The following is a 25,953-nucleotide window of genomic DNA, read 5'->3' as shown; positions in this document are numbered from 1 at the left end:
CGTCAGCGAGCCCGGGGGTGGGCTTCAGCCCATACTTCGCGCAGTGCGCGGACGGTGACCAGCGTGTAGATCTGAGTGGTGGTCACCGAGGCGTGACCGAGCAACTCCTGCACTACACGGACATCGGCGCCGCCGTCGAGCAAGTGCGTGGCAAACGAATGCCTCAACATGTGCGGCGACACCCCAGCGGTGATACCGGCACGTTCAGCGGCGTCCCGCAGCAGCTGCCACGCGCTTTGCCGAGACAACCGGCCGCCGCGCGCATTGAGAAAAACCCCCGCCGTTCCCCGCCCCCGACGGGCCAGATCCGGGCGCCCACGCACCAGATAGGCCTCCAGCGCCCGCACCGCCGGACGTCCCACCGGCACCAGGCGCTGTTTGCCGCCCTTGCCACGCAGCAGCACCGACCTCGCCTGGGTGTCCAGATCGTCGACATCCAGCCCTACCGCTTCGGAGATTCGCGATCCAGTCGAGTACAGCAGTTCCAGCAGCGCGCGGTTGCGCAGTGTCAACGGGCCGTCGGCGGGGCTTTCCCCGCCTACGCTTTCCAGCAACTTCACCACCTCGTCGACGGTCAGGCTCTTGGGCAGCCGGCGACCCGGAGCCGGAGGTTTGACGGCTCGCGCCACGTCCCGCTCAGCCAGCCCCTCAGCGGCCGCGAACCGATGCAGCCCGCGCACCGCGATCAGCGCCCGGGCCGCTGACACCGCCGACAGCGCTGAGGCCCCGCTGTCGGGATCACCGCGCCGCAGTGCCAGGAGGAACTCGCTGACATCGTCTTCACTGACATCAGCAAGGTCGTCGATACCACGAGCCGCCAGATGTTCTGCGTAGCGGCGTAAGTCGCGACGGTAGGAGCTCACGGTATTCGCGGCCACGCCCCGTTCGATGGTCAGATGGTCGAGATAGCCCTGAAGTTGTTTCTCCAGCTGCGGCGCCAGCGTCGTCATCACCGGGCCTGTCGCGCAGCGAACGCTGTCGGCCTGTCCCTCCACGGGCAGTCCACCGGCCGCGGTTCAGCGAAACCTGCCGTCACCGTGTGGGCCGCTAAGATGCCAGCTACGGCAATGGCGTTAACGATCTCACCGCTGAACACCATACGGACGGCATCCGCGAGGGAATACCAGCGCAACGTCATGTCCGCTTCCTCGTCGTGGCCCGGCGGCCGCGGCACCTCGGTCAACCCGGTGGCCAGATAGACGCGGACCGACTCGTCGCTGAAGCCGGGAGTGGAATCCAGGTCCACCAGCACCCGCCAAGTGTCCGCTTCCAGCCCGGCTTCTTCGCGCAGCTCCCGGGCAGCCGTGATATGCGGTGCCTCACCGCCGATGTCGAGCAGCCCGGCCGGCAGCTCCCAGAGCCGGCGGCCGAACGGATGGCGGTACTGGTAAACCATCGGGATGTTGTGGCTATCGTCCATGGCCACCACCCCCACCGCGCCATAATGCTCGACCACTTCGCGGGTCACGATTCCGCCCCCGGGCATCCGCACATGATCGGTTCGGAGGGCAAAAATCTTGCCGCAATAACGGGTTTCGGACGATGTCGTCTCGAAAATGTGCTCAGCCACGAGCGGCGGCGTGCTGTTCGACGAGCGGTTGTCCGAGACCGACGCGGTGTTCGCTTCCGTTGGCGCCGTGATCGGGGATCTCGACTGGCAGCCGTTCAGCGGCCTTGTAGTCGATCGCCGCGCCGACGAACGCAACAAACAAGGGATGCGGTCGAGTGGGGCGGCTTTTCAGTTCGGGATGCGCTTGAGTACCAACGATGAACGGGTGGATCTCTGTTGGATATTCGACGAATTCCACCAGTTGACCGTCGGGCGAAGTCCCGGAGAAGCGAAGTCCGCTTTGGGCGATTTTCTCGCGGTAAGCGTTGTTGACTTCGTAGCGATGCCGGTGGCGCTCAGATACTTGCGTTGTTTGATAGGCCTTGGCGACAATGGAGTCCGGCTCCAGAACCGCAGGATAGGCGCCAAGCCGCATGGTCCCGCCGAGATCGGCCTCGCCGGCGACGATGTCTTTCTGGTCGGCCATCGTGGAAATGACCGGATCCGGTGTAGCGGGATCGAACTCCGCGGAATTGGCCTGGGTCAGACCAATCGAGCGGGCCGCCTCGATTACGATGCACTGCAGACCCAGACACAGCCCCAGTACCGGCAGTCCTCTGGACCGGGCGTAGCGGATAGCACCGATTTTGCCTTCGATCCCCCGGATCCCGAAGCCCCCGGGGATCAGCACACCATGGACGTCGCTGAGCACCGCAGCGGCGCCGCTGGTTGTCTCGCAGTCGTCGGAGGCCACCCAGCGCATCTCGACCTTGGCGTGGTGCTTGAATCCGCCGGCTCGCAGCGCCTCGGTGACCGATAGGTACGCATCCGAAAGATCGACATACTTGCCCACCAAAGCGATTCGTACAGTTTCACGTGGCTGGTGAACTCGCTGCAGCAGGTCGTCCCACTCGGTCCAGTCGACGTCCCGGAACGGCAGGTTCAGCCGGCGCACGACGAAAGCGTCGAGCTCCTCGCGGTGCAGCACCTTGGGGATGTCATAGATCGACGGCGCATCCGGGGTCGAGATCACGCCGTCGATGTCGACGTCACACATCAACGCGATCTTGTTCTTTAGCGGCTCGGGAACATCGCGGTCGCAGCGCAGGATCAGCGCGTCCGGGGTGATACCAATGCTGCGTAACGCTGCCACCGAGTGCTGGGTCGGTTTGGTCTTGAGTTCACCCGACGGCGCCAGGTACGGCACCAACGACACGTGCAGGAAAAACACGTTCTCCCGGCCCAGGTCATGGCGCACCTGCCGGGCCGCCTCCAGGAAGGGCTGTGACTCGATATCGCCGACGGTTCCGCCGATCTCGGTGATGACAACGTCGGGGCGGTTGCCTTCGGCGTCTGGTTCGGCCATCGCGAGGATTCGCCTTTTGATCTCATCGGTGATATGCGGAATCACCTGCACGGTGTCACCCAGGTATTCACCCCGGCGTTCCTTGGCGATGACCGACGAATAAACTTGCCCAGTAGTGACATTCGCTGAACCGGAGAGGTTGCGGTCGAGAAAGCGTTCATAGTGGCCGACGTCGAGGTCGGTCTCGGCTCCGTCCTCGGTGACGAACACCTCGCCGTGCTGGAACGGGTTCATTGTGCCCGGGTCGACGTTGAGGTAGGGGTCAAGTTTCTGCATGGTCACATAAAGACCACGTGCGGTCAGCAACTGCCCGAGGCTGCTGGCGGTCAGTCCCTTGCCGAGTGAGGACACCACGCCGCCGCTGACGAAAAGGTGCTTGGTGGCGGTCTGCGGATGCTTGCGCAATGCTGGCAAGAGCGACCTCCGTGAAGACGGCGCAGGGCTAGCCCCCGGCTAGCTGGGCCTGCCGACCCACGGAAACCCACCCTAACATCCGCGCCGCCGCGCCGTCGTTAACCACGCCCTGAGGCGGGTTACCGCGCTGTTACTGCGCGACGGTGATCGACGTTGCACCGTGACCGACACCGTACTGCCCCGGATGGCCGCCGTTGACGAGGTCGTGCAGAGCCAGAATCACGGTGATCCGCCCGGGCTCGGTCTCCACGTCATCGACAGTGCTGATCGTTGATGCTATGCCGGCGTCGGCGCGCGCGACCGCGATAGCCGCCGTCCCCGTCGACGACCCCTCGCGGCCGGCCAGCACCGTACCCGAGCCGTGCGGTGCCAGCGCAGCGGCGAACCGCGCGACAGTGGCCCCTTGATTTCCGGCGTCGTCGGGCAAGGCGCCGCCGGTGACCACGATCGCGGTGTTCGCCGGCCCGATGTGTGTGCGCGGGTAGGTGATGAAACCGGTGTCACGCAACGCCGCCAGCACGGTATCGCGCTCGGAGTCATCGACCGCCGCCGTGGTCGCATCGGCGTTGACCAGCAACACAATACCGAGCAGATCACCAGCCTGCGAACCTTGATCGACCAACTTGGTACTCAGCTGTGCGCCAGCGGGCACAATTGACGAATTCACCACCGAGCGCAGCTTCTCAGCGGAGTTGGCATCGACGAACTCTTGCGTCAGCGACACCGTGCCGGTGAGTGCACCGCCCGCCTGCCCGACCATCTTCGAGAGCGCGGCGACGTCATCGTCCTTCGCATCGGGGGTTCGGAATATCACGACCGATTTGCCTGCCAATGCATCATGCACTATGCGGCCGGCTAGCTGTGCATCAAAACCGTTGGCCGCGCTGAGTTTCTGGATGAGAACATTTTTCTGATCGTTGAGCGTGTTGATCTGAGCGTGCAAATCTCGCTTTTCGGCGCGAAGTCCGGACAGTATCGTGTCCGAGAGCAAACCCGAACCTAACACGACACCCGCTGCCAAGGCCAGAAACACCGCGGCCAGCGAGATCGCATGGTGGCGTAGAGAGATCACCGCCCTGACGTCCTAGGCGATCCAGCCTTGCACCCACAGCGAAAACCGGTTCCAGTATTCGACCACCCAGTGCATCACCAACGCGTCAGTGCGGGACACGTAGAGAACAATGCTGACAGCGATCAGCATGGTCAGCACCAACAGCGCGATGGCTCCGCCGGAGACGTGGTTGTGGTACAGGGTGGCGACCGCTTTCGCGTCCACCAGCTTCTCCCCTACCCGCAGTCTGGTCAAAAAGGTCGACGGATTGCTCTGCTGACGGGTCCGGTCGAAAAACGTCTCGATGTTTGCGGTGTGCCCGGCGGTGACCAGCAGTGATGCCCCGTGGTGATCGGCCAGCAGCAGAGCCAAGTCGATAGGCGAGCCCGCGGCCGGAAAGGTCATTGCACCGACCCCGAGATCCTGGATGCGCTCCAGGCCCGGGGCGTGGCCGTCAGCGTCGGCGGGAAGCACCACTTGCGCGCCGCACTTCAGCGTTTCGGTGCTGATCTGATCGGGGTTGCCGACAATAATTTGCGGCCGATAACCCGCCTTGCGCAGCACATCCGCGCCGGTGCCCACCCCGATCAGTATCGGTTGGTATTCCTTGATGAACGGTTTAAGACCCTTCAAATCGTCGGCGGCACTGGGCTCGTCGCCGACCACGACAACGTGGCGACGGCGCAGATCGACATCGATATCGGGAATGCCGATCCCGTCGATGAGCAGCGGGCTTTCACTGCGGATGAACTCAATAGTGTTGCCCGCGAACGCCTCCAGGTGGGCGACGAGACCATTTTTAGCCTCCCGCATCAAATCGGCGATATCGTGGTCGGTCCGTTCGGTCCCGCGGACCAGCCGACGGTCACCCGAATACACTCCGCCGTTGTACAGCCGGACCCGGGCGCCGTCTTTGACCTTTTTGAAAACCTCGGGACCGGTCTCGTCGATCAAGGTGACCCCGTTGGCCACCAACACCTCTGGCCCCAGATTGGGATAGCGGCCCGAGACCGACGGGGAAGCGTTGACGACAGCCGCGATTTCGGCTTCCACCAGCGCATCGGCCGTGACCCGGTCGAGGTCCAAAACGTCGAGAACGACGATGTCGCCGGGACCCACCCGTCGCAGCAGCCGATCGATATCGCGGTCCACCCGAGCAGTGCCGACGACACCGGGTCGGGAGGAATTACGGGTCAGAAGCGCGGGCATCCTCATGGGCAGATTGTGTCGGTGATGGGCGTCCAGAGCGGGGAGGCGCGCCGTAACAGCAGCCTCACAAGTCTCATTTTGTCACTTCTGCCACAAATGTTCCAGCTCAAATCTGGTCACTGTGGGCAGCTGCGAGCAGCTCCCGCGCGTGTGCACGGCCGCTGTCGGACTCACCCAGCCCGGCCAGCATCCGGGCCAGTTCAGCCACCCGGTCATCGGTGTCGACCCGGCGTACGGTGCTGGCCCCGTCTGCTCCGGTGCTGTCCACGACCAGATGCGTGTCCGCATAGGCGGCAACCTGTGGCAAATGGGTCACCACGATGACCTGGTAGGCGCGGGCCAGACGGGCCAGCCGCCGCCCGATCTGCACTGCGGCGCGGCCACCCACACCAGCGTCGACCTCGTCGAAGACCATGGTGGTGCCCGCCGCCTGTTTTCGGGAAGTCGCCAGCACCACCTCCAGCGCTAGCATCACCCGCGACAACTCGCCCCCTGAAGCGCTTTTCGAAAGCGGCAGCACGGCCATATCACGATGCGCCGCAAACCCGAACTCGACGTTGTCGACGCCGTCCGCTCCGGCATGCGCCAGCGCTCCCGACGGCAGTCGCACAGCGGCGGGATCGTCATCGCCGGCGGGCGCCGTGGTCACGCTGACGGTGAATGCGGCATCACTCATCGCCAGCTCGGCCAGTTCCGCTGTCACCGCCGCAGCCAGTTGGTTGGCCGCTTGCCCGCGGATCTTACTGAGATCGGCTGCGGCTTCGGCTAATTCGCGTGATAGCTGCTCAACACGGCGTTCCAGGCCGGCGAGCGCCTCCTCGGAAACATCCAGCTGTGCCAACCGGGCGCGGGATTCGGCGGCCCACGCGAGTACCCCGTTGATATCCGCAGCGTACTTGCGCGTCAGCGTGCGCAGCTGGGCTTGCCGGGCGAGCTTGGCATCCAGCGCGCCGGCGTCGTCGGGCAGCTCGTCGAGGTAGTCACCGAGCCCACTGACCACATCACGCACCACGGTCAGCGCCTCTCCGAGTTCTGCGGCTAATGCCCGCAGGGTCATGTCGCCGGTGGATTCCAGTACCGTCTTCGCGCGCGCCAAGTTGTCGGCGGCTGACTCGACGGCCCCGGGATTCTCGGCCGGCTCGGCGTCCGCCACCCCGCACAGCGCCGCGTGCGCGGTCGCTGCCGCCTCGCGCAGCGCATCGAGTTCAGAAAGCCGGTGGATCTCGGCGCTCAGCGCGTCGTCTTCACCGGGTTGCGGACCAACGGTCTCGATCTCCCGCAGCGCGAACTTCAACCGATCCGCCTCCTGGGCGAGCTCACGTGCCCGGTTGGTGCGGTCGATGAGGTCGCGCCGCGCCGACTGCCAGGTATCGCGCAGCTCACGATAGCGCTGCACCGCCGCTTCGGCCCGGGCGAATCGGTCCAAGGCCGCACGCTGTTCGTCTGGTCGCATCAGCCGCTGCTGATCGTTCTGGCCATGGACGGTCAGCAGCCCCGCGGTGAACGCGCTCAGCGATTTCGCGGGCACGCTGCGCCCTCCCAGGTAGGCGCGTGAGGGCCCGTCGCGGCTGACGGTGCGCAACGCGATCACACTACCGTCGTCATCGCGCTCTGCTCCCGAGGCATCCAAGATCTCGTCGATCTGCGCGGCCACTGACTCATCGAGATCGGTGGTGGTGAAACGGCCTTCGACTGCTGCCCGATCGGCCCCCGACCGGACCCGAGTGGTTTCGGCCCGGGCACCGCCTAACAGGTGCAATCCGGTGACCACCATGGTCTTACCGGCGCCGGTTTCGCCGGTCAGCACCGTCAAGCCCCGGCCGAATTCCGCAGTCGCGACGCTGATAGCACCCAGCGACTCGATCCGTAATTCCGCCAGCACCGTTACTGCCCGCGCCAGCCCGTGACCGGGAGCTGGAACTTGCGCACCAGGCGGTCGGTGAACGGTGCGCTGTCCAGCCGCGCCCATTTCACCGGCGTGTTTGACCGTGTCACCTCAAGGCGCCCGCCGGCCGGCACGAGCATCTCGCGCCGACCGTCGCAGAACACCAGGGCGTCATGGCCCTCTGCTTCCACTTCGACGGCGATGACGGCATCGGGACTGGTGACCATCGGCCGTGCGAACAGTGCGTGCGCGTTGTTGGGCACCACCAGAATCGCCTCGAGATCGGGCCAGAGCACCGGCCCCCCCGCGGAGAACGCGTACGCGGTCGATCCGGTCGGCGTCGACACCAGCACCCCGTCGCAGCCAAACGTCGACACCGGCCGCCCGTCGACTTCGAGGGCGACGCCGAGCACACCCAGCCGCGGACCTTTTTCCAGGCTGGCTTCGTTGAGCGCCCAACCGCGATCGACGATCCGCCCCCCGGCACGGACCGTGACATCTAACGTCAGGCGGTCTTCGATCCGGTAGTCGCGGGCGATGACGCGCTCGAGCACCCCGTCGATGCCTTCGGCTTCGGCCTCGGCCAGAAAGCCGATGCGGCCCAGGTTGACACCCAACACCGGGACGTTCGCGTTGCGGGCCAGCTCGGCCCCCCGCAAAAAAGTGCCGTCACCGCCGAGCACTAAAACCAGCTCGCAACCGTCGGCAGCGTGCACATCGGGGTCGACCACCTCGATGTCGATGCCGAGCGCGCGCATATCGTCGGGTGCCAGGTGCACCGATCCCCGGTCCACCGCCTCAGCTGAGAGGACTCGCAGACCAATCCCATTGTCGCCCAGGACTTTCTCCACCCTCCGGCCGGTGTCGGTTGCTTCGTCTCTTCCGGTGTGGATCACCAGCAGCACAGTGCGTTCGCGACTCATCACGAGTGTCCGGCTTCCCCGCGGGCCCTCTCGGCCGGCATCGCCACCGGGCCGCTCACCGCGTTTCGCACTGCCCGTTCCAGTGCGTCACCGGCTAACCACCGCTCGGCTTGAGCACGCAGCCACAAGAAGTACTCCACGTTGCCCGCCGGGCCGGCCAACGGGCTGGCCGTGACGCCGACGGTGTGCCAGCCGAGTTCGTCAGCCCGGCGGGAAACCGCGAGCACCGCGCCCGCCCGCAACTGCGGGTCATGCACCACGCCGCCGGAGCCGACCTGACCCTTACCCACTTCAAACTGCGGCTTCACCAGTGGAACAATATCGGCGCTCAGCGACGCGCATCCAGTCAGCGCGGGCAACACAGTGACCAGGGAGATGAAGGACAGATCTGCCACCACGATGTCGACGGGGTCGCCGACCGCCGCGGGTGAGAGATCCCGCACGTTGGTCCGCTCGAGGACAATCACCCGCGGATCACGACGTAACGACCACGCCAGCTGGCCGTAGCCGACGTCCGCAGCGACCACTTGGCTGGCCCCGCGAACCAGGAGGACTTCGGTGAAGCCCCCGGTCGACGCCCCCGCATCAAGACAGCGACGGCCCGCGACGGAAATGCCGAAGGTGTCCAGGGCGCCGATGAGTTTGTGGGCGCCGCGCGACACCCATCTGTGTTGCCCGCTGTCGGCGACGGTCAAAACCGCGGTGGCGGCCACGGCGGTGCTCGGTTTGACCGCCGGCATCCCGTCGACGGCCACCTTGCCGGCGTTGATCAGCTCTGCGGCTTGCTGGCGGGATCGTGCAAGTCCGCGCCGGACCAGCTCCACATCAACGCGGGCACGCCGGACCACCGCGCACTCAGCCCTTCTCCGCTTTTTCGAGGGCCTGCACCAAGACATCGTGTGCCGCCGAAAGGCGGGACGCTATCTCGTCCAGATCGTTGAGTTCAGCTTTGGTGTCGCTGATCTCGGGCAGCTCGGCAAGCACTGCTTCGATGTGGGCACGAATGTGCTCAGGGTCGATGGTCATGGTGGTTCTTTCGTGAGTCGACATCCATCAAAGACCAGCGCCGCAGCGCGGCGCGGGCATACTCATCACCGGCTTTGATGGTGCAGGATCGCCCGTCGGCATTCAAATTCCAGAGCGCGCTGGCGAGTGCGCGAACGATCGAGAGGCCGTCGCCGGGCCGGTCAGCACCGTCAGCGGTGACGGTGACCGCGTCGTCACCGATGTCGACCCGCCAGGCCGGCTGTGGCGTTACGGCGAGCAGCTCGGCACTGTGATGCAGCGCTCGCAGGTCCTTGGCGATATAGGTGGGCCGTTCCGCTGCGCGCGCGTACACCGCGTCGCGTGCGGTGGTAACACCGGTGAGCACCAGCAGGCTGGGCAGCTTGGCTGCGTTGGCGCCGGCGATATCGGTGTCGAGCCGGTCACCGACCACAAGGGGCGCGCAGCAATCGGCCCGGGCGGCTGCATCGTGCATGAGTCGTGGCGATGGCTTACCCGCGACCTGCGGTTCGGCACCGGTTGCTGCGCGTAAAGCTGCCACCATAGCTCCGTTACCGGGCACCAGTCCCCGCTCAGACGGGAGGGCGGGGTCGACGTTGGCTGCGACCCACAACGCACCGGCACGGATGGCCAGGGCGGCCTCGGCCAGATCGGCCCACCCGGTGGCCGTGGAGTGGCCCTGGACGACGGCGACGGGCTGGTCCTGGAATCGGCGCACCGGCCGCAATCCGGCGCGGGCGATCTCGTCTGCCAACGACTCGGTGCCGACGATCAATACCCGCGACCCCGCTGGCAGCTGCTCGGCCAGCAAACGAGCGGCGCTCTGGCCGCTGGTGACAACATCGCCACCTGTGGCGCTAAAGCCCAGTTCGCGCAGGTGCGCTGCGACTTCGTCGGCACCGCGAGAAGCGTTGTTGGTTATGAATAGCTTGTGAGTTTGCACCCGATCCAGTGAGTCCACCGCACCCTCGGTGGGCCGGCTGCCGCACAATAGCGTTCCGTCCAGATCGAGTAGCAGACAATCATGTTGCTGGGCAACCGTTTTCATTTCAACCGAACTCGCTGACCCGATCCTCGGCATCGGTGACACCCTCGACATCCGCGGCCGCCGCGCGCAGGAACCATTGCAGCGCCTCGTCGCAGCGGCCGAGCGCCAGCAACGTCTCCGCGTACGCATAAAAGAGCCGCGCGGCGGTGGTGCCAGTGCGCGCCGGATCCAGCTGCGGCATGGACAAGATGGTCAGCGCCTGCTCGAGTTGACCCAGGTCGGCGCGCGCACCCGCGGCGACAATCCGCAACTCGTCGGCCTCGTCGCCGCTGAGGCGGGCAGCGTGGGCTCCCCGCGCCAGCTCGATCGCCCGTTCCGGGCGGCCGAGACCGCGTTCACAATCGGCGATCAGCGGAAGTAAGGCTGACGTGCTGCCCAACCTGCGCGCAGCGCGCAGTTCGGCCAGCGCCTGCGCCCAGTCACCGCAGCGGTAGGCGGCAATGCCGACGGCTTCGCGGACCGCTGCGATCCGCCCCGACCGGGCCCGAGCCGCGCGCGCATGCCGTAACGCGGCTGGTGGGTCCTCGTCGATCAGTTTGCCCGCGGCGACGAGGTGACGCGCCACAATATCGGCGGTAGCACGGTCCAATGTGCTGAGTTCCCGGCGGATCTCGGGCGCCAACTGCTTAGGGTCCACATCGGGCGGCAGCGTCGGCGCACAACGATCGGCACTGGAGCCCACGGGGGGCGAGGGGCTCTGGCGCGCCCGGTCCGCTCCATGTGAGCGGGTGGGCCGGTGTTCCAGCCCGGATCGGCGTCCGGGTGCACCAGACAGCTGCGGGCGCGGACGTCGCTGACCACCGCCACCATGCCTATCCACTACTGCCGCCCGTCCTTGGTCGCCGTGGCACCCCCGCACCAGGATACGGGCTAACGCACTCGGACACAGTCGCCGGAGCGGCATTGCAATTGGGTCTTGCAATTGGGTCTTGCAATTGGGTCTTGCGATTGGGTCTTGCAATTGACGTCTTGCAATTGACAATGTCTCTCGACGCCATTCATGTAAACACCCCCCGTTGTTGTGGGGGGTGTTGTGTGGTGTTCGGCGGTGTCCTACTTTTCCACCCGGGGTGGGTAGTATCATCGGCGCTGGCTGGCTTAGCTTCCGGGTTCGGGATGGGTCCGGGCGTTTCCCAGCCGCTATGGACCGCCGTAACTTTTTTGTGTTGTTGGTGTGGTGGTGGGGTGTGGGTTTTGGTGGGTGTGGTTGTGGTGTGTGGGTAAGTTTTCGGCCGGTTAGTGCCAGTTCCCTGAGCTCATTGCTGGGCTTGTAGGTCTGGTCTATTGATCCCGTGTTCTGCGGGGGGCCTTATCCCATGTGGTGGGTGAGAAGCCTGGTCTTGGAGGGGGTTTCCCGCTTAGATGCTTTCAGCGGTTATCCTTGCCGAACGTGGCTATCCAGCGGTGCCCCTGGTGGGACAACTGGTGCACCAGAGGTTCGTCCGTCCCGGTCCTCTCGTACTAGGGACAGGTTTCCTCAGGCTTCTGACGCGCGCGGCGGATAGAGACCGAACTGTCTCACGACGTTCTAAACCCAGCTCGCGTGCCGCTTTAATGGGCGAACAGCCCAACCCTTGGGACCTGCTCCAGCCCCAGGATGCGACGAGCCGACATCGAGGTGCCAAACCATCCCGTCGATATGGACTCTTGGGGAAGATCAGCCTGTTATCCCCGGGGTACCTTTTATCCGTTGAGCGACACCCCTTCCACTCGGGGGTGCCGGATCACTAGTCCCGACTTTCGTCCCTGCTTGACGTGTGGGTCTTGCAGTCAAGCTCCCTTGTGCACTTGCACTCGTCACCTGATTGCCGTCCAGGTTGAGGGAACCTTTGGGCGCCTCCGTTACGTTTTGGGAGGCAACCGCCCCAGTTAAACTACCCGCCAGGCACTGTCCCTGAACCCGGTTTCAGGGTTCGAGGTTAGATGTCCAATACGGCCAGAGTGGTATTTCAAGGACGACTCCACACAAACTGGCGTTTGTGCTTCGCAGTCTCCCACCTATCCTACACAAGCCGCATCGAACACCAGTACCAAGTTGTAGTAAAGGTCCCGGGGTCTTTTCGTCCTGCCGCGCGTAACGAGCATCTTTACTCGTAGTGCAATTTCGCCGAGTCTATGGTTGAGACAGTGGAGAAGTCGTTACGCCATTCGTGCAGGTCGGAACTTACCCGACAAGGAATTTCGCTACCTTAGGATGGTTATAGTTACCACCGCCGTTTACTGGGGCTTAAATTCTCCGCTTCACCCCCGAGGGGGTTGACGGGTCCTCTTAACCTTCCAGCACTGGCAGGCGTCAGTCCGTATACCTCGTCTTGCGACTTCGCACGGACCTGTGTTTTTAGTAAACAGTCGCTTCTCCCTGGTTTGTGCCACCCCCTGCCGCTGCCCCCAGCGTGTGGGTTGACGGTGTGGGGGTCCCCCTTCTCCCGAAGTTACGGGGGCATTTTGCCGAGTTCCTTAACCATAGTTGACTCGTACGCCTTGGTATGCTCTACCTGACCACCTGTGTCGGTTTGGGGTACGGGCCGTGTGTGTGCTCGCTAGAGGCTTTTCTTGGCAGTAGAGGATCACCGAATTCGCCTCACTCGGCTATGCATCACCTCTCGGGGTTTACGCCAAACGGATTTGCCTATCTGGCCCCCTACGGGTTTGCCCCAGTGTTACCACTGACTGGTACGGCTACCTTGCTGCGTCACCCCTTCGCTTACCTACTAGCAGACCGGGTCCCACGCAGCGGGCAGGCGCTGGTTTTTCCGAAGAAAAACCAGTCACCGGCCGTTTGGGTGGTTAGCGGATCTGATTCGGTATGGGCGCGCACACACGGGTACGGGAATATCAACCCGTTGTCCATCGACTACGCCTGTCGGCCTCGCCTTAGGTCCCGACTCACCCTGGGCGGACTGGCCTGGCCCAGGAACCCTTGGTCTTTCGGCGGGCAAGGTTCTCACTTGCCTTATCGCTACTCATGCCTGCATTCGCACTCCCCTCACCTTCACCGTGGATCACTCCACGACTTCACCGATGAGGGGACGCTCCCCTACCCAGCCGGCCACTGGCCGGCTGCCGCGGCTTCGGCGGTGTGCTTGAGCCCCGCTACATTATCGGCGCGCAATCACTTGACCAGTGAGCTATTACGCACTCTTTCAAGGGTGGCTGCTTCTAAGCCAACCTCCTGGTTGTCTTCGCGATCACACATCCTTTCCCACTTAGCACACGCTTAGGGGCCTTAGCCGGCGATCTGGGCTGTTTCCCTTTCGACGCGCGAAGCTTATCCCCCGCCGTCTCACTGCCACGCTTACCACCACGGCATTCGGAGTTTGGCTGACGTCAGTAACCTAGTCGGGCCCATCGGCCATCCAGTAGCTCTACCTCCGCGGTGAACCACGCAACGCTGCACCTAAATGCATTTCGGGGAGAACCAGCTATCACGGAGTTTGATTGGCCTTTCACCCCTACCCACAGCTCATCCCCTCAGTCTTCAACCTAAGTGGGTTCGGGCCTTCACGCGGTCTTACCCGCGCTTCACCCTGGCCATGGGTAGATCACCCCGCTTCGGGTCCACAACACGCCACTACACCAACCCCAACGAGTTGGATACGCCCTATTCAGACTCGCTTTCGCTGCGGCTACCCCACCCGGGTTAACCTCGCGACATGTCAGTGACTCGCAGGCTCATTCTTCAAAAGGCACGCCATCACCCCACACCACAGGGCGGGGGCTTTGACGGTTTGTAGGCACACGGTTTCAGGTACTTTTTCACCTCCCGGGGCTTTTCACCATTCCCTCACGGTACTGTTCCGCTATCGGTCATCGGGAAGTATTTAGGCTTACCGGGTGGTCCCGGCCGATTCACAGCAGATTCCACGGGCCCGCTGCTACTCGGGAACGCTTCCACGGAAGCCGCGCTGTTTTCGCCTACCGGGCTCTCACCGTCTACGGCGGGCCATCCCAGGCCACTTCGACTAACACCACGGTTGATCACTTCCGCCCGGGCCGGCGGACCCAGACCAGAAACGCCCCACAACCCCGCACACACAACCCCCGCCGGGTATCCCATGTGCACGGTTTAGCCATCCTCCGCGTTCGCTCGCCACTACTAACGGAATCACAGGTTGTTTTCTTCTCCTGCGGGTACTGAGATGTTTCACTTCCCCGCGTTCCCCCCCGCACCCTATACATTCAGATGCGGGTGACACGACATCACTCGTGCCGGGTTACCCCATTCGGACATCCTCGGATCCACGCTCGGTTGACAGCTCCCCGAGGCTTATCGCAGCCTCCCACGTCCTTCATCGGCCCCCGATGCCAAGGCATCCACCATGCGCCCTTAACCACTTACCTTCACACACAAAACCAAGACACAAAAAACGCTGCCACGCTTTTTGTCGATGCTCGCAACCACTATCCACGACTCAAACACCACACCCCACCACCACGGTGAGGCCACAACACCAAACCGGTGTTGCCTCAAAACCCAACAGTGTGCTGGCGGCTCATCTGCTGCGCACCCCACCCAACCAACCCCACCACGGGGCCGGCCCCGTCAACATTGATATTGACGCTCCCCCGAACCCCCGCTACCACACGAGAACCCGGGAAAACACGAGGTGCTCCCTAGAAAGGAGGTGATCCAGCCGCACCTTCCGGTACGGCTACCTTGTTACGACTTCGTCCCAATCGCCGATCCCACCTTCGACGCCTCCCTCCCGGACGGGTTAGGCCAGCGGCTTCGGGTGTTACCGACTTTCATGACGTGACGGGCGGTGTGTACAAGGCCCGGGAACGTATTCACCGCAGCATTGCTGATCTGCGATTACTAGCGACTCCGACTTCACGGGGTCGAGTTGCAGACCCCGATCCGAACTGAGACCGGCTTTCAAGGATTCGCTGAACCTCACGGCATCGCAGCCCTTTGTACCGGCCATTGTAGCATGTGTGAAGCCCTGGACATAAGGGGCATGATGACTTGACGTCATCCCCACCTTCCTCCGAGTTGACCCCGGCAGTCTCCCATGAGTCCCCACCCTCACGTGCTGGCAACATGGGACAAGGGTTGCGCTCGTTGCGGGACTTAACCCAACATCTCACGACACGAGCTGACGACAGCCATGCACCACCTGCACACAGGCCACAAGGGAACCGACATCTCTGCCGGCGTCCTGTGCATGTCAAACCCAGGTAAGGTTCTTCGCGTTGCATCGAATTAATCCACATGCTCCGCCGCTTGTGCGGGCCCCCGTCAATTCCTTTGAGTTTTAGCCTTGCGGCCGTACTCCCCAGGCGGGGTACTTAATGCGTTAGCTACGGCACGGATCCTTCAGGAAAGAACCCACACCTAGTACCCACCGTTTACGGCGTGGACTACCAGGGTATCTAATCCTGTTCGCTCCCCACGCTTTCGCTCCTCAGCGTCAGTTACTGCCCAGAGACCCGCCTTCGCCACCGGTGTTCCTCCTGATATCTGCGCATTCCACCGCTACACCAGGAATTCCAGTCTCCCCTGCAGCACTCCAGTCTGCCCGTATCGCCCGCACGCCCACAGTTAAGCTGTGGCATTCCACGAACAACGCGACAAACCGCCTACGAGCTCTTTACGCCCAGTAACTCCGGACAACGCTCGCACCCTACGTATTACCGCGGCTGCTGGCACGTAGTTGGCCGGTGCTTCTTCTGCCCCTACCGTCACCACGAGAAAACCCGCAGCTTCGTCGAGGCTGAAAGAGGTTTACAACCCGAAGGCCGTCATCCCCCACGCGGCGTCGCTGCATCAGGCTTGCGCCCATTGTGCAATATTCCCCACTGCTGCCTCCCGTAGGAGTCTGGGCCGTATCTCAGTCCCAGTGTGGCCGGACACCCTCTCAGGCCGGCTACCCGTCGTCGCCTTGGTAGGCCATCACCCCACCAACAAGCTGATAGGCCGCGGGCCCATCCCACACCACTACATAACGCTTTCCACCACACCACATGCATGGGGTGGTCCTATCCGGTATTAGACCCAGTTTCCCAGGCTTATCCCGAAGTGCAGGGCAGGTCACCCACGTGTTACTCACCCGTTCGCCACTCGAGCACCCCCAAAGGGGCCTTTCCGTTCGACTTGCATGTGTTAAGCACGCCGCCAGCGTTCGTCCTGAGCCAGGATCAAACTCTCCAAACAAAACCCAACACTCCCCACAACAGAGAGCCCAGGCCAATCAGAGATACCTGACCACAAACACCACACCCTGACACGGGGACATCAGAGCGCGGCACAAAAACAACAACAAACAAACCACCAAACACACTATTGAGTTCTCAAACAACACCCGCACCGCCCGCGCAACCATCCGCGGCACTCGGGCCGCAGACGGATAGTGCGGACGATAAAGGACCCACCGAAGTGGGATCTTCCTCAGGGATGTCGCGGTGGATTGACCACCTCGCGACTCCATCAAGTTACGCTCAGCTGCAACCGGAGTCAAACAACCTGGTAGACGGCGTGTTTCGCCGGTTTCGATGCTACCCAACGCGCTGGACACCAGCGATATTCCGTTTGCCCCGGCGCAGCACCAGCCATCGGCCATGTAAAAAGTCCGACTGCCGCGGCACCCACTCGTCGCTGTCGATCCGGCTGTTGTTGACCGATACCCCGCCCTCGGCAATGGTGCGCCGAGCAGCTCCCTTGCTCGCCGCCAGCCCGGTGGCGACCAACAAATCGACGATGCTGTCCGGGCCACCCGGCTTCAGCTCGGCCACCGGCGTCTCCCGCAACGCAGCCGAGAGTGTTGCCTCATCGAGGCGGGCTAGTTCGCCGTGGCCGAATAGGGCCCGGCTGGCGTGCTCGACCGCCGCCGTGGCCGCCTCACCGTGCACCAGCAGCGTGAGCTCGCGCGCCAAGCGGCGTTGTGCGGCGCGTTCGTGCGGACGGCTGGCCGTTGCCTGTTCCAGCTCGGCCAGCTCCTCGGCCGACAAGAAGGTGAACCACCGCAGGTAGCGCATGACATCGGCATCGGCGGTATTGATGAAGTACTGGTACCAGGCATAAGGGCTGGTCATGTCCGGGTCCAGCCACAGGTTGCCGCCGCCGCTGGATTTGCCGAACTTGGTGCCGTCAGCGGCGGTCACCAGCGGGACCGTGAGCGCGTGCACCGTCGCGCCCAGCTTCTGGCGCACCAGCCGCACTCCCGCGATGATGTTGCCCCACTGATCCGAGCCACCGATCTGCAGGCGACAACCGTAGCGCCGGTGCAATTCGACGTAGTCGTTGGCCTGTAACAGCAGGTAGCTGAACTCGGTGTAGGAAATGCCCTCGCCGTGCAGGCGCCGCCGGATGGTGTCGCGGTCCAGCATCACGTTGACCGAGAAATGCTTGCCGACATCCCGCAAGAACTCCACGACGGACATCGTCTGGGTCCACTCGAAGTTGTTCGCCACGATCGCCCCGGTCGGCGAATCGCCGAAGTCGACGAAATGTTCGAGCTGCCTGCGAATCCGTTCAGTCCACTCCAGCACGGTCTCCGGCGCGTTGAGGACACGTTCGCCGGTGTCCCGGGGATCCCCGATCAAGCCGGTGGCACCGCCGGCCAGCACGATCGGGCGATGGCCCGCGCGTTGAAAGCGGCGCAGCACCAGCAGCGGCACCAGGTGGCCGGCGTGCAGGCTCGGGGCGGTGGGGTCGAAGCCTGCGTAAACGGTGATCGGCCTGCGCGCCACCTCGGCAGCCAGCGCGTCACGATCGGTGGACTGGGCGATCAGCCCGCGCCAGCCGAGCTCGTCGAGGATCGTGCCCATGGCTCAGATTCTCCAGGATCGTCCCCAGCGCCTTGCACATATCGGTCCCGCCGCGTCCGGGCATGCCGAACTGAGTTAGTCGCTCGCACCGGGTGCGGGGGCGCGCGGGCTGCGCCGGTACGCGGAGACTTCAGGGCGGCCCTGCACCCACAAGCGCCACGGCCGGTCGGCAGCGTGGCTGATACCGACGCGCGGCCCACACACGGCGGTGAGCGTGTCGCCCAGCGTCAGCCTCACCGGACTGTCGGGATCGAAAAGGTCGATCCCGTTATCAGCCATAGTGATTCCCAAAGCAGCACAGAGGTTACCCGGTCCGCGGGCCAGCGCCGCGGTGCGCGAGAGGTTGCCGCGCCGGCGCCGGGCGACATCAAGACCGGTCTCCACCGAGCCGGCCCTGAGCAGAACCGCGGCCGCGGTCCCATCGGGGCCACAGGATACGTTGGCGCACACATGGATCCCATGACTGCGGTAGGTATACAACCGCCCGGGCGGGCCGAACATCACGGCGTTGCGGCCGTTGCGACCCCGATAAGAGTGTGCGGCCGCGTCTGGCCACGGACCGTCGGGCACCCCGCCGTAGGCTTCGACCTCAACGATCGTGATGCTTACCCCTCGCCCGGTAAGCCTGGCGCCGAGTAGCCGGTGCGCAGCCGCCAGCGGGTCGACCGCCAGTTGCTCAGCACTCATCGGTCCGATTGTGCACGCGGCGCTTGACAACCCGACAGGCAGGGCACATATTCATCAGACAATGACTTCATCGAGCGATGAATTACTTCGCGGCGGTGCCGAGCCGGCCGTGATCATCGAGCAACTACGGGTGATCCGTGGCAAACATGTTGCGCTGCAAGATGTGTCGATGCGGATCGCGCGCGGAACGATCACCGGGCTGCTCGGCCCCTCCGGCTCGGGTAAGACCACACTGATGCGCTGCATCGTGGGGACTCAGATCATCGCGGGCGGCTCGGTCACAGTGCTGGGGCGCCCGGCCGGCTCAGCGTGGCTGCGGCGCCGGATTGGTTACATGCCGCAGGATCCGACGATTTACCGCGACCTGCGTGTCATCGACAACGTCCGCTACTTCGCCACCCTGTACGGTATGGGCGCCCGTGCCGCCGAGGAGGCGGTTGCAGCGGTCGACCTGCACGACCAGCGAACCGCGTACTGTGCCAGCCTGTCGGGCGGTCAGCGTGCCCGGGTCTCGCTGGCCTGCGCGCTGGTCTGCCGCCCTGAACTGCTGGTGCTCGACGAGCCGACCATCGGCCTGGATCCCGTGCTGCGTGCCGACTTGTGGGAGAAATTCGCCAAGCTGGCCCGGGCGGGCGCGACGTTGCTGGTATCAAGTCACGTCATGGACGAAGCCGCGCACTGCGACGACCTGGTGCTCCTGCGCGACGCACGCCTGATCGCCCACACCACCCCCCACCGATTACGAGAGGACACCGGATGCACCTCGCTGGAGGAGGCGTTTCTGTCCATCATCCGGCGCACCACCGCGCCCGCGGCCAGCTGATGCAGGGTTACACGGCCACCACCACGCGGATTCTGCGTCAGCTGAGCGCCGACCGCCGCAGTGTCGCGATGATCGTGCTGGTGCCCATCGTGGTGCTGACGCTGATGTACTTCATGTTCGAGAACGCCCCGCATCCTCCGGGCACTCCGCCGCCGTTCAACACTGCCTGTCTGATCCTGCTGGGGCTCTTCCCGCTTTTCCTGATGTTCATCATCACGTCGATAACCATGCAACGCGAACGGGCTTCGGGGACGTTAGAGCGCATTCTGACCACCCCGCTGCGCCGGTTTGACCTGTTGATGGCGTACGGCAGCGCGTTTTCGATCGCAGCGGCCGCCCAGGCCTCCCTGGCGTGCGGGGTATCGTTCGGGCTGCTCGGCTTCGACACCGCGGGCAGCCCGGCGTGGGTGTTCGTCATCGCGATCATCAATGCGGTGCTGGGCGTGGGGCTGGGCCTGCTGTGCAGCGCGTTCGCCCGCACGGAATTTCAGGCCGTACAGTTCATCCCGGTGGTCATGGTGCCGCAGCTGCTGCTGGCCGGAATCATCGTGCCGCGCACATTGATGGCCGGATGGCTGCAGTGGCTCAGCAATGTCATGCCGGCCAGCTACGCGCTGGAGGCATTGCAGCAAGTGGGTGTGCATACCGAGCTGACGGGTGTCGCGGTGCGCGACATGGTCGTCGTGCTGTGCTTCGCAATCGCGGCGTTGTGCCTGGCCGCGGCGACATTGCGCCGCCGGACTCCCTAGACCATTGGCTACCTCCCAGCGCCGACGTCCCGGGCGACCGGCTGGGCGGTCCGACACCCGCGAACGGATCTTGGCAAGTGCCCGGCAACTCTTTGCGCGCAACGGGATTCACAAGACATCGGTCCGGGCGGTGGCCGCGGCCGCGGGTGTGGACCCGGCGCTGGTGCACCACTACTACGGAACCAAAGAGCGGCTGTTCGCCGCGGCCGTTCGCATCCCCATCGATCCGATGCAGATCATCGGCCCATTGCGGGAAGCGCCGGTCGAGGAGCTGGGCTACACGCTGCTGTCGACGTTGCTGCCGATATGGGACTCCGAGATGGGCGCGGGACTCATCGCCACACTGCGGTCGATCCTGGCCGGGTCAGAGGTGAACCTGTTGCGTTCGTTCATACAAGAGGTGATCGCGGTCGAGGTGGGGTCCCGGGTCGACAATCCCCCCGGAAGCGGGATCATCCGCATCCAGTTCGTCGCGTCGCAGCTGATGGGCGTGGTCATGGCCCGCTACATCCTGGAATTAGAGCCGTTCAAATCGCTGCCCGCCGAACAGATCACCCGCACCATCGCGCCGAATGTACAGCGCTACCTTACCGGGGAGGTGCCGGAGTGGCCCGCGCCATGAGCCGGGCGTGTTCGTCTTCGTCGACGTCGCGGGCTTCATCGACCAGCAGCACCGGGATACCCTGCTCGACCCGGTAGGCGCGCCGCAGCCGCGGGTTGTACAGCAGTTCCTCATCGCCCCTGTCGATGTGCACCAACGGGCCCCGGTCTGCCGGGCACACCAGGATACTCAGCAGTGTCTCGTCAATCATCGGTATGCCCTTGACAGTAACAGGTGGCGGCGTCAGTGTGCGCCGACGATTTCGCTTCGCGCGGTCGAGGTCAACCGCCGGAACTGGCCAGCGCTGGGCTCGAAATACCACACCTGACGTCCCGGCTTGGGAATACCGGCTGCCCGCAAGGCGCTGACGGTCGGGCGATACGTCGCACTCAGCGTCATCTCCGGGACCACGTGCACGATATCGGGCCCCAGCCCCACCGGCATGCGCCCCACCGCTTCGGTCAGGTCGGCGGCCGTGATGGTCGCACCTGGCCGCAGTGTGACCGCCGAGATGACCACCTGCCGGCCCCGCACGGAGATCGGGTAGGTCACCGCGAGGTCCACTCCGTTGACGAAGCCGAGGGCGTCGGTGACCGGCTCGCAGTACACGATTCCGCGCGGGGTGCGGACCACAGAACCCCGCCGGCCCAGCAACCAGTAGTCTCCGTCATCGTCGCGGCGGAACAGGTATTCGGTGCATATCCAGGTGTCGGCGGGGGCGAAAACTCCCCGCTTCACCGAGGCCGTCGGATCGATCGGCCCGCGCGGTTCGGCGAGCAACACTCCCGCCTGGTTGACGTCCGCCACCTGCACAAAGCCCCGATCGTTTTCCAGGATCAGGTCGTGCTCGGCGTCGTAGGCGCCGAGTTCGATGTGGACGGCGCCGGGGAGCGGACGGCCCTTACTGCCGACCTTGGCGCCGGTTACATTCGCCAGCACCGCGTGCCCGTCGGTGGTGGCGAAGAATTCCACGACCCGCGCGGGCGCAAAAGCATCCGCGACTCGCTGCCACAATCCCGTCGGCATCCCCGAACCGATGAACAGCCGCACCGGATGATAGCCGTGTAACGCGAATCCCGGGTCGTCGATGACATCGCGCAGCATGGCCCAGGTGTAGGACACCACCGAAACACCGTACTGGCGTACCTCGGCGACGAACCGGTCCGGACGTAGCCCGCGAGACAGCGCGATGCGGGAACCGCCGACGACCGCGCCGCCGAGGCTGACCAGCAGACCGGACTCGTGGTGCAGCGGTGTCAGGCAGTACACCGTGTCGCCGTGGTCGAGCGCGGCCGTCGAGGCCGTCCCGAATGCCGACAGCGCCCAGCGGTAGTTGGTGATCTGTTTGGCGACCAGCTCGCCGTCGACCGTGGTGAACGCGACGAACGCCAGATCGCGGGCCAGACCCGGGTTCGGCCGGTACCACGCCGGCAGCTGGACCGCGTCCGGGTCGATCTTTTCCATATCCACGACAGCGGCGTCCCGCGGCAGGTGCAGGTCCCGGGACTCGCCGCCGCCGAGCACCAGAACCCGGCCCGGCAGCTGACGCGCGGTCTCCAGGTTGGGCGGGTCGGTGATGATCTCGGTGACTCCGCCGATCCGCACTGCCGCGGCGAGATCGGTGTCGGGCCGCAGCAAGACCGCGACGGCACCCAGCCGCGACAGCGCGGCGATCGCAACCAGTGCGCTGGGCCGTGTTTCCATCAGCACACCGACGTGCTCGCCCTGCCGCACCCCGACTTCGATCAGGCCCCGCACCACGTTGTTGATCCGGCGGTCCACGGCCTCGTAGGTGTGCACCCGCCCGTCGAACAACAGGAATTCCCCGTGCGGAGCGTCGTGGGCCTGCTCAGCGATGATGCGCCCCAACGAGATCCGGGTATGGTCGTTGATCTGTCCGAGCCGGGCCAGCCGGGGCAGCGTGCGCACAGTCTCCACGGCCAGCGTGCGTATGGATTTGTTGGCCGCGACGACCGCATCGGCCGCGCTACGGGCAAACGCCAGCGCCATCTCGGAAGCCTCGCCCACGCCGTGAAGAATCCGGTTGCTGAGGGTAACGCCGGTGTCGGTGTATTCGGCCGGCTGCTCGATCATCGGCGCGATATTGCTGGGCTTGTCGCCGTGGCCGGAGATCCATAGCACCCATTCGGCAACGGTCGGCCAGCTCAGCTGCGCCGCCTTGGACCCGACGACCAGGCCGAAATGACCTGTGCGCACCGTGCATTCGTAGACCTCGGCATTGGGTGCAGCACGCCGGATTCCACGCACGGAAGCTGGCTGGCCGATATCGTCGACCTCGCCCACGAAAGCCAGCACCGGGCAGGTGATGTCGGTAAGCGTCACCAGCTGCCCGCCGATCGCGAAACCGCCGGTCATCATGCGGTTGTGCGCGATGAACTGTTTGAGCAGTTCGGAAACCGCCGGGCCCGACCAGGCGATCCAGCCTTCGGATTCAAGGAACCGGCGTTGCTGCTCACGGGGCAGCAACGCCTCGCGGTCGTGCAACTGGCGCAGGAAATCGATCCGGGCTTTGGCGGTTTTGAGCGGATCCATCAACTGGAAGCCCGTGCGAGCCAGCCAGCTGGGGATGGCTAACCGGTTGAAAACATGATCGGCCATGAAGTTGGCGGCAGCCGCGCCAAAGTTTGCCGGTATCCCCATGGGCAGTGCTGCCAGGGTGTCGACCGGAGCGCCGAACGTCACGATGCTGGCGATGTTTTTCGAGCGCCGGTAGGCCGCTGTTTGATAGCAGAACATCCCGCCCTGCGAATACCCCGCCAGGTGCACGTCTTGACCGGTGGTCTGCGCGACGGTCTCGACCGCTTGGCTGAGCGCGACGACGTGGTCGGCCAGGTTGCGCCGCATCCCGCCCTCCACCTTGTCCGGGGAACCGAAGTCGATGACCCAGGCATCCAGGCCGGCAGCATGCACGATGCCCACCGCTCCGTGCTCGCGGGTGACGTCCCACATGTCTGCCGACATCATCATCGGGTGCACCATCAGCACCGGGGGCCCCGGCCGCGGCTGGCCGGGCCGGCTGTCCGGGGGGAAATAGCGCCGCAACTTGTACATCTGGACGCTTTCGACGATCTGGAACGGCGACGGTGCGCTGTCGGTCTCCAAACCGCCTAACCGTAGGACTTCCAGTCCGTTCTGCGCCGTAGCCACCAGGCGCTCGATCGGTCGTGTGATCGCCGACAGATTCACATCCACGCGCTGCTCCCTGCTTAAAGTCTTAAAGTATTGCCGCCGCACGCGAGTGCCTGACAGCGCGCACGTCTGCAAGCGTGCACATCATGGCACACCGGGCCGCCCCGGCCGTGGCTTTCGCTGTTTGCCGGGCCGGCCACCGTGCTGGTCGCCCAGCGCGCTTGCGCCGCACCCCAGGCCACCCGGGGACGGCACCGGGCCGGCGCCCGGCGCGGGGCACAACGGCCCGCCGCTTCGGCCGGTCAACCAGCCGCCGGGGCCAGCTGCCGGCGCAATCGGCCGGCCTTGCTGCGCACCGCGTCCAGTTGCCTGGCGACCTGCGCAGGGGCGGTGCCGCCGCGGGCGTCACGTGACGACACCGAGCCCTCAACCGTCAGTATGTCGCGCACCTTCGGTGTGAGCAGCGGGCTGATGGCCGCCAGGTCCTCGTCGGTGAGCTCATCGAGCCCGACACCGCGCTGCTCGGCCAACCGCACCGCCGCCCCAGCTGTTTCATGCGCAACCCGAAATGACACGCCTTGGCGCACAAGCCATTCTGCGATATCAGTGGCCAGTGTATAGCCGGTGGCGGCAAGCGCAGCCATCCGCTCGACGTTGAAAGTCAAGCTCCCGACCAGCCCAGCCATCGCCGGCAACACCAGCTCCAGCTGAGCGACCGAGTCGAACACCGGCTCCTTGTCTTCTTGCAGGTCGCGGTTGTAGCCCAGCGGTTGGGCTTTCAGCGTCGCCAACAGCCCGGTGAGGTTGCCGATCAACCGGCCGGCTTTACCCCGAGTCAGCTCGGCGATGTCGGGATTTTTCTTCTGCGGCATCAGTGAACTACCGGTCGACCAGGCGTCGTGCAAGCTGACATAGCCGAATTCTGTTGAGCTCCAGATAATGATATCTTCGGCGAGCCGCGACAGATCGATGCCGATCATGGCGAAAACGAATGCCGCCTCGGCGGCGAAGTCCCTGGCGGCGGTCGCGTCGATTGAATTATCGGCGGCTGCACTGAATCCCAGCTCTTGGGCGATGGCGTCAGGGTCGAGTCCCAGTGACGACCCGGCCAGCGCTCCTGAGCCGTACGGGCACACCGCCGTGCGTTCGTCGAAATCGATGATCCGGCAGACATCGCGCAGCAAAGGATGCGCGTGTGCGAGCAGATGGTGCGCCAGCAAGATCGGCTGGGCGGACTGCAAATGCGTCTTGCCGGGCATGATGGCGGTGGGATGCTCATGAGCCTGACGGGTCAGCGCGTCCACGACGTCGAGCACACCGCTGGCAACGCGGCGCACCGCGTCGCGCAGCCACATCCGAAACAGCGTGGCCACCTGATCGTTGCGCGACCGGCCGGCCCGCAGCCGGCCACCCAGATCCGGACCGACCCGCTCAATCAGTCCGCGCTCCAGTGCGGTGTGCACGTCTTCGTCGGTGGGCGCCGGCCGGAAACTGCCGTCGGCGACAGCGGCAGCGAGGCTGTCGAGCCCGGAAAGCAGCCCGTCGCGCTGTTCCTCGGTAAGCAGGCCGGCCCGGAACAACACCTGTGTGTGCGCGCGGGACGCGGTGATGTCGTACGGCGCCAACACCCAGTCGAACTGGGTGGACCGACTCAACGCGGTCAGGGCATCGGACGGACCTTCGCCGAATCGCCCGCCCCATAGCGACCCCTCGTAGGCGCTCATCG

19 protein-coding genes and 3 rRNA genes are annotated in these 25,953 nt (G+C 64.7%); 3 read left to right on the top strand and 19 right to left on the bottom strand.

What is annotated here, in order from left to right; genetic code table 11:
- Positions 1-2: 2 nt before the first annotated feature.
- From xerD to G6N08_RS15210, 16 genes are all read right to left on the bottom strand, one after another.
- The gene (gene xerD, locus G6N08_RS15280) at positions 3-950 is read right to left on the bottom strand and encodes a site-specific tyrosine recombinase XerD (RefSeq protein ID WP_163758643.1); all 948 of its coding nucleotides are present in this window, start codon (positions 948-950) and stop codon (positions 3-5) included.
- A complete protein-coding gene (locus G6N08_RS15275) occupies positions 950-1,570 on the bottom strand; it encodes an NUDIX domain-containing protein (protein WP_163758641.1) in 621 nt (206 codons plus the stop codon). Before G6N08_RS15275 ends, xerD begins: the two co-directional genes overlap by 1 nt.
- Positions 1,563-3,320, bottom strand: a complete 1,758-nt coding sequence (gene pyrG, locus G6N08_RS15270; RefSeq protein WP_163760706.1) for a CTP synthase — start codon at positions 3,318-3,320, stop codon at positions 1,563-1,565. The genes G6N08_RS15275 and pyrG overlap by 8 nt, the downstream gene beginning before the upstream one ends.
- 139 nt (positions 3,321-3,459) lie before the next feature.
- On the bottom strand, positions 3,460-4,401 hold the full coding sequence (locus G6N08_RS15265) for a copper transporter (protein WP_163758639.1): 942 nt from the start codon (positions 4,399-4,401) through the stop codon (positions 3,460-3,462).
- A gap of 12 nt (positions 4,402-4,413) precedes the next feature.
- Positions 4,414-5,595 carry a putative cytokinetic ring protein SteA gene (steA, locus tag G6N08_RS15260; protein ID WP_163758637.1) on the bottom strand — a complete coding sequence of 394 codons (1,182 nt, stop codon included), beginning with the start codon at positions 5,593-5,595 and terminating at the stop codon, positions 4,414-4,416.
- Positions 5,596-5,695: 100 nt separating this feature from the next.
- Entirely contained in the window at positions 5,696-7,471 is a 1,776-nt protein-coding gene (recN, locus tag G6N08_RS15255; RefSeq protein WP_163758635.1) for a DNA repair protein RecN, read from the bottom strand.
- Positions 7,472-7,473: 2 nt separating this feature from the next.
- Positions 7,474-8,397, bottom strand: coding sequence for an NAD kinase (locus tag G6N08_RS15250; protein WP_163758633.1), 924 nt, complete (start codon positions 8,395-8,397; stop codon positions 7,474-7,476).
- Positions 8,397-9,245 (bottom strand): TlyA family RNA methyltransferase, encoded by an 849-nt coding sequence (locus G6N08_RS15245; protein WP_163758631.1) that lies wholly within the window; start codon positions 9,243-9,245, stop codon positions 8,397-8,399. Before G6N08_RS15245 ends, G6N08_RS15250 begins: the two co-directional genes overlap by 1 nt.
- A gap of 7 nt (positions 9,246-9,252) precedes the next feature.
- On the bottom strand, positions 9,253-9,423 hold the full coding sequence (locus tag G6N08_RS20180) for a hypothetical protein (protein WP_170301287.1): 171 nt from the start codon (positions 9,421-9,423) through the stop codon (positions 9,253-9,255).
- Positions 9,407-10,450, bottom strand: a complete 1,044-nt coding sequence (locus G6N08_RS15240) for an HAD-IIA family hydrolase (protein ID WP_163760704.1) — start codon at positions 10,448-10,450, stop codon at positions 9,407-9,409. The genes G6N08_RS20180 and G6N08_RS15240 overlap by 17 nt, the downstream gene beginning before the upstream one ends.
- Position 10,451: 1 nt before the next feature.
- The gene (locus tag G6N08_RS15235) at positions 10,452-11,354 is read right to left on the bottom strand and encodes a tetratricopeptide repeat protein (RefSeq protein WP_371869036.1); all 903 of its coding nucleotides are present in this window, start codon (positions 11,352-11,354) and stop codon (positions 10,452-10,454) included.
- Positions 11,355-11,490: 136 nt separating this feature from the next.
- A 5S ribosomal RNA gene (rrf, locus tag G6N08_RS15230) occupies positions 11,491-11,605 on the bottom strand.
- Positions 11,606-11,666: 61 nt separating this feature from the next.
- Positions 11,667-14,791: ribosomal RNA gene (locus G6N08_RS15225) — 23S ribosomal RNA — on the bottom strand.
- 277 nt (positions 14,792-15,068) lie between these two features.
- Positions 15,069-16,604: ribosomal RNA gene (locus G6N08_RS15220) — 16S ribosomal RNA — on the bottom strand.
- Together the 16S, 23S and 5S rRNA genes form the textbook arrangement of a ribosomal RNA operon.
- 341 nt (positions 16,605-16,945) lie before the next feature.
- A complete protein-coding gene (gene tyrS / locus G6N08_RS15215) occupies positions 16,946-18,217 on the bottom strand; it encodes a tyrosine--tRNA ligase (RefSeq protein ID WP_163758628.1) in 1,272 nt (423 codons plus the stop codon).
- A 75-nt stretch (positions 18,218-18,292) separates the two neighbouring features.
- Positions 18,293-18,904 carry a DNA-3-methyladenine glycosylase gene (locus G6N08_RS15210; protein WP_163758626.1) on the bottom strand — a complete coding sequence of 204 codons (612 nt, stop codon included), beginning with the start codon at positions 18,902-18,904 and terminating at the stop codon, positions 18,293-18,295.
- Between the two features lie 61 nt (positions 18,905-18,965).
- Between G6N08_RS15210 and G6N08_RS15205 the strand changes: the two genes are divergently transcribed.
- From G6N08_RS15205 to G6N08_RS15195, 3 genes are read left to right on the top strand one after another with little or no spacing between them, the layout of a single operon-like run.
- A complete protein-coding gene (locus tag G6N08_RS15205; protein ID WP_163758624.1) occupies positions 18,966-19,727 on the top strand; it encodes an ABC transporter ATP-binding protein in 762 nt (253 codons plus the stop codon).
- Positions 19,727-20,476: an ABC transporter permease gene (locus tag G6N08_RS15200; protein WP_174813300.1), complete on the top strand. Its 750-nt coding sequence runs from the start codon at positions 19,727-19,729 to the stop codon at positions 20,474-20,476. The genes G6N08_RS15205 and G6N08_RS15200 overlap by 1 nt, the downstream gene beginning before the upstream one ends.
- Positions 20,477-20,480: 4 nt before the next feature.
- Entirely contained in the window at positions 20,481-21,098 is a 618-nt protein-coding gene (locus tag G6N08_RS15195) for a TetR/AcrR family transcriptional regulator (protein ID WP_163758620.1), read from the top strand.
- Here the strand turns inward: G6N08_RS15195 and G6N08_RS15190 are convergent.
- From G6N08_RS15190 to argH, 3 genes are all read right to left on the bottom strand, one after another.
- Positions 21,064-21,288, bottom strand: coding sequence for a Trm112 family protein (locus tag G6N08_RS15190; RefSeq protein WP_163758618.1), 225 nt, complete (start codon positions 21,286-21,288; stop codon positions 21,064-21,066). The two genes, G6N08_RS15195 and G6N08_RS15190, sit on opposite strands and share 35 nt — an antisense overlap.
- A gap of 32 nt (positions 21,289-21,320) precedes the next feature.
- The gene (locus G6N08_RS15185; RefSeq protein WP_163758616.1) at positions 21,321-24,290 is read right to left on the bottom strand and encodes an acyl-CoA synthetase; all 2,970 of its coding nucleotides are present in this window, start codon (positions 24,288-24,290) and stop codon (positions 21,321-21,323) included.
- 239 nt (positions 24,291-24,529) lie between these two features.
- Positions 24,530-25,951 (bottom strand): argininosuccinate lyase, encoded by a 1,422-nt coding sequence (argH, locus tag G6N08_RS15180; RefSeq protein WP_163758614.1) that lies wholly within the window; start codon positions 25,949-25,951, stop codon positions 24,530-24,532.
- Between the last annotated feature and the right edge of the window lie 2 nt (positions 25,952-25,953).

The organism is Mycobacterium botniense (genome assembly GCF_010723305.1).
Lineage (GTDB): Bacteria > Actinomycetota > Actinomycetes > Mycobacteriales > Mycobacteriaceae > Mycobacterium > Mycobacterium botniense.
Note: the sequence above shows the minus strand (reverse complement) of the source record. Positions and strands in the feature narration are given on the sequence as shown.

Excerpts from the sequence above, each read along its gene's own strand:
- xerD (WP_163758643.1), bottom strand. The coding sequence starts at position 950 with ATGACGACGCTGGCGCCGCAGCTGGAGAAACAACTTCAGGGCTATCTC.
- G6N08_RS15240 (WP_163760704.1), bottom strand. The coding sequence starts at position 10,450 with ATGAAAACGGTTGCCCAGCAACATGATTGTCTGCTACTCGATCTGGAC.
- G6N08_RS15235 (WP_371869036.1), bottom strand. The coding sequence starts at position 11,354 with ATGCCGCTCCGGCGACTGTGTCCGAGTGCGTTAGCCCGTATCCTGGTG.
- G6N08_RS20180 (WP_170301287.1), bottom strand. The coding sequence starts at position 9,423 with ATGACCATCGACCCTGAGCACATTCGTGCCCACATCGAAGCAGTGCTT.
- tyrS (WP_163758628.1), bottom strand. The coding sequence starts at position 18,217 with ATGGGCACGATCCTCGACGAGCTCGGCTGGCGCGGGCTGATCGCCCAG.
- G6N08_RS15200 (WP_174813300.1), top strand. The coding sequence starts at position 19,727 with ATGCAGGGTTACACGGCCACCACCACGCGGATTCTGCGTCAGCTGAGC.
- G6N08_RS15205 (WP_163758624.1), top strand. The coding sequence starts at position 18,966 with ATGACTTCATCGAGCGATGAATTACTTCGCGGCGGTGCCGAGCCGGCC.
- argH (WP_163758614.1), bottom strand. The coding sequence starts at position 25,951 with ATGAGCGCCTACGAGGGGTCGCTATGGGGCGGGCGATTCGGCGAAGGT.
- G6N08_RS15210 (WP_163758626.1), bottom strand. The coding sequence starts at position 18,904 with ATGAGTGCTGAGCAACTGGCGGTCGACCCGCTGGCGGCTGCGCACCGG.
- G6N08_RS15190 (WP_163758618.1), bottom strand. The coding sequence starts at position 21,288 with ATGATTGACGAGACACTGCTGAGTATCCTGGTGTGCCCGGCAGACCGG.
- steA (WP_163758637.1), bottom strand. The coding sequence starts at position 5,595 with ATGAGGATGCCCGCGCTTCTGACCCGTAATTCCTCCCGACCCGGTGTC.
- G6N08_RS15250 (WP_163758633.1), bottom strand. The coding sequence starts at position 8,397 with ATGAGTCGCGAACGCACTGTGCTGCTGGTGATCCACACCGGAAGAGAC.